The organism is Hominiventricola sp. (genome assembly GCF_057604405.1).
In genome coordinates, this window is record NZ_DBLYVB010000054.1 from 1 (window position 1) to 3,818 (window position 3,818).

At 43.0% G+C, this 3,818-nt stretch carries 5 protein-coding genes; 4 read left to right on the forward strand and 1 reads right to left on the reverse strand.

The window, feature by feature from the left end; all coding sequences use genetic code 11:
* The 3 genes from ACZMB2_RS13715 to ACZMB2_RS13725 all read left to right on the forward strand — a co-directional run.
* On the forward strand, nt 1–1,476 hold a 1,476-nt coding region (locus ACZMB2_RS13715; protein ID WP_487597145.1), incomplete at its 5' end, for a glycoside hydrolase family 36 protein.
* A gap of 76 nt (nt 1,477–1,552) precedes the next feature.
* The gene (locus ACZMB2_RS13720; protein WP_227101869.1) at nt 1,553–1,990 is read left to right on the forward strand and encodes an HIT family protein; all 438 of its coding nucleotides are present in this window, start codon (nt 1,553–1,555) and stop codon (nt 1,988–1,990) included.
* Nucleotides 1,990–2,946, forward strand: a complete 957-nt coding sequence (locus ACZMB2_RS13725; RefSeq protein ID WP_487597146.1) for a DUF3878 family protein — start codon at nt 1,990–1,992, stop codon at nt 2,944–2,946. The genes ACZMB2_RS13720 and ACZMB2_RS13725 overlap by 1 nt, the downstream gene beginning before the upstream one ends.
* 19 nt (nt 2,947–2,965) lie before the next feature.
* On the opposite strand, the gene ACZMB2_RS13730 is transcribed toward ACZMB2_RS13725, so the two are convergent.
* A complete protein-coding gene (locus tag ACZMB2_RS13730) occupies nt 2,966–3,469 on the reverse strand; it encodes a MerR family transcriptional regulator (RefSeq protein ID WP_487597147.1) in 504 nt (167 codons plus the stop codon).
* A gap of 112 nt (nt 3,470–3,581) precedes the next feature.
* On the opposite strand from ACZMB2_RS13730, the gene ACZMB2_RS13735 reads away from it, so the two are divergent.
* The coding region (locus tag ACZMB2_RS13735; protein ID WP_487597148.1) for an aldo/keto reductase at nt 3,582–3,818 on the forward strand (237 nt) is incomplete at its 3' end.

The following is a 3,818-nucleotide window of genomic DNA, read 5'->3' on the forward strand; positions in this document are numbered from 1 at the left end:
TGGGCAGCGCAGTTAGCGATAGAGTGCTCTTGGCAGATGGAGTTTTACCGCAGAGATGATGGCATGGCATTTTCAGGTGGTCTTGCAGACCGTGAGTTTGGTCAGTGGATGAAGACCATTAAACCGGGCGAATCTTTCACCACACCAGAGGCGCTTCTTACCGTTTGCTGCAGCGATGAGCGCGCAGGAAGCACAGTAGATTATGCATGCCAACGACTGACTCAGTATGCGCAGAAGTATGTAAATAAGGCACCAGAGAGCGAGCAGCATCTTCCGATTCTGTTTAATGAATATTGTACCACATGGGGATTGCCATCCCATGAAAATATTAAGGGAATCCTTGAAGCTGTTAAAGGAAAGGGTCTTGAATATTTTGTTGTTGACTGTGGTTGGTTTGTTGAGGAAGGTGTACACTGGAGCCGCAGCATGGGAGACTATGTTCCTTCAGATCGCTTGTTTCCAGAAGGTCTTGGTGCAGTAAGTGAGGATATCCGTAAGGCAGGTATGAAACCAGGTATTTGGTTTGAAATTGATAACGCAGGCTCAAAATCCCACGTTTATTCCGAGCGTGAGGATCTGATGCTTCACCGTGACGGAAAGGTGCTTACGACAAAGGAACGCCGTTTCTTTGATATGAGTAATCCAGACGCGATTGCATACTTAACAGATAAGGTAATTGGTCAGCTGAAAAAATACAACTTTGACTACATGAAGATGGATTATAACGATACAATTGGCCTTGGCTGTGATGGTGCAGAGTCACTTGGAGAGGGTCTTCGCCGCGACCGTGAGGCATCCGTTAATTTTGTGCGTAAAGTAAAGGAAGAGATTCCGGGTATCATTTTGGAAAATTGTGCATCTGGCGGTCATAAGTTAGAGCCTCTGATGATGAGTGAGTGCAGCATGGCATCTTTCTCTGATGCGCACGAGTGCGAGGAAATTCCAGTCATTGCGGCATCCCTTCACAGAAGTATTTTGCCGAGACAGAGCCAGATTTGGGCCGTTATCAGAAAGACTGATTCTGTGAAGCGTATCGGCTACACCGTTGCGAGTACGTTTCTTGGCCGCATGTGCTTCTCTGGTGATGTGACTGAACTGAGCGCAGAGCAGTGGAAGGCAATCGAAGATGGAATGGCATTCTATAAAAAGGCAGCACCAGCAATTCGCGATGGTTATAGTTATATTTACAGCCATAAGGGAAGCAGTGATCGCCATCTGACTGGCTGGCAGGCAGTGATCCGCGTGCAGAGTGAGGAAGGAAAGCTCTATGAAGGAAAGCATGAAAGTGCATTTGTTACTGCCCATGTCTTCCATGGCGAAGTTCCAGAAAAGCTTGTGATTGATTTGCCAGAGGGCTGCCCAAACACGATCGCAGAAGTTTATGCACCAACCGCTATTACCGCAAAGGTAGAGGGCAGACAGCTAATCATCACGCCATCAGAGGAGATGGAAGCGATTAGTGTGCTGTTAAAATAATTTCAACTATTGATTTGCAAAAGCTGAAAATGATGTGTATAATAAGCTGTAGTAAACAATAGGAGGATAAGAGATCATGAAAGATCAGAATTGCGCATACTGCATGGAAGGTGAGCTGGTTGCCGCTTTCGGAATTAAAATTTGTGAGTTAGAGACTTCAAAGGTATATCTGTTCAAGGAGCAGAGTCATCCGGGAAGAGTCATCGTGGCACATAAAAAGCATGTGAGCGAGATTGTTGAACTGACACCAGAGGAGCGTGCTGCTTACATGGAAGATATTGCAAAGGTGGCACAGGCAATGCATGAGCTGTTCCATCCAGACAAGGTAAATTATGGTGCATACGGTGATACAGGTCATCATCTGCATTTCCATCTTGTTCCAAAATATAAGGATCAGTACGAGTGGGGCGGCGTATTTGCTATGAACCCGGGCGAGAAGAAGCTGACTGATGAAGAGTATGATGAGATGGTAAAGCGCTATCAGGAAAAGCTTGTAGGCGGAGTTAACAATTGATGATGGATGCATTTGAAATGCTGCAGGAGCTTCTGGCACAGGGTCAGTTTGAACTGATTCTGCCAGAAGCTTTTGAAACAGCAAAATTAATGGATAAGCTTCGTCTTGTATATCTGATGAATGATGCAGTGGAAAGTTTTCTTGTCTTTCATCAGGTTAAAATGACTGGAAGCTATCAAAGTGATTATGAGGGTGAATTGGACGCATCCTTGCAGAAAGACGGTGATGGATATGTATTATCCGTATGGCAGGGAGAATGTGTTGTCACGCTCTTTTTTAAACGGCTTGAACTAGAAGTTCATCTGTATGAATATAGTGGAATCGGTCATTTCTGGATGAAAGGCGATGAGGATCTTCGTGTATTAGAATACCAGATTGCAATCCTGCGTGATAAGTACCATTATCTAGGTGAGGAGTACTGTACTGAAAAAGAAAGGCAGCTCGCCAGTCTTGCTGATTTTCCACCGCTGAATGCGTGCAGCTATCCGGCAGTGCCGAAGCAGTATCGTGTGGGATCAGAAGATCTAAAAGAAGTTGCGCCAGAGGCGATAAAGCTGATGGAAGCTTTTGCTGTGCAGGCCAAAGATCGCGAATTGATTCAGCTGCTTAGGCTATATGAAGGCTTTCCAAAGCCAGTGATTGCAAAGCAGATTGCGAAGCTCTTAAAAAAGAAAAAGCATGAAAAAATCACGCAGCTGATTTCTGAATGTCTAAAGGAAGAAAATAAAAAATATCCGCGCCGAACTTTTTCTAAGGAAGCAGATAAAAATCTGAATCAGCTGCTTAAAAAGGCAGAGGCAAAGAGACTTGAATTTAAGAAAAAAGGCATCCGCGCAGAGGTGTTTCGTGAGGAACCGTTTACCATGGCGCAGGATGACCTTGATTTTCATGTATATTTATTGATTTGGCAAAATGGATGGCACAAAAAACGAGTGACAGTAGAGGAAATCAAATAGGCTTAATAGTAAAGACTTACTAATTTTTGCCTGCATTGTTTTTGGTCGCATTCTTCTCGTTGGCAAAAAATTGATGCCATTCAGGAATTGGCTCACTTTTTTTGATGGCATCTTCCACAGCGGCATAATAGCGCACTTTTTCACGGATATGAACAAGATCATTTTGAAGTTCATCAATTTGATTTAAAATATCTTGCTCGTGGTCAATCATCATCTGGCTGATGTCGTGTGCATGATCTTCTATATGCTCTTCATAGAGGTAAAACTGGCGGATTTTAGCAATTGAAAGGCCAGTTCGCTTAAAACACATAATTCCGCCCAAACGGTCAATATGCGACTGATTGTAAATGCGAGCACCAGAAGCGGTGTGGACAACATCTGTCAGAAGACCAAGATCTTCGTAGTAACGAAGCGTTGAAGCAGGAAGTTTGTATAGATTTGAAATCTGTCGGATTGTATAAGTTGGCTGGTCAGTCTTTTTTGCCTCATTTATTATATCATTTGAATTTGATGAATGCGTCATAAAATGCCTCCTGAGTAATTTGTAAAAACACTTGACTTCAAGTTAACTTGAAGTGATAAAGTAAGTGTATCAGAAGATTCAAAAAGAATCAATGCAGAAAGGGAGAAGAATTATGTATATTGCAGAAAAAACAAGATATGAAAACATGAAGTATAATCGCTGTGGAGCAAGTGGTTTAAAGCTTCCGGCAGTGTCACTTGGCTTATGGCACAATTTTGGTACAAATGGAAATTTTGATACCATGATGGCTATGTGTGAGACTGCATTTGATAATGGTATCACACATTTTGATCTGGCAAATAATTATGGCCCAGTTCCAGGAGCAGCAGAGGAAAATTTCGGACGTATT

Coding starts and splice junctions, on each gene's coding strand:
- ACZMB2_RS13720 (WP_227101869.1), top strand. CDS start 1,553: ATGAAAGATCAGAATTGCGCATACTGCATGGAAGGTGAGCTGGTTGCC.
- ACZMB2_RS13725 (WP_487597146.1), top strand. CDS start 1,990: ATGATGGATGCATTTGAAATGCTGCAGGAGCTTCTGGCACAGGGTCAG.
- ACZMB2_RS13730 (WP_487597147.1), bottom strand. CDS start 3,469: ATGACGCATTCATCAAATTCAAATGATATAATAAATGAGGCAAAAAAG.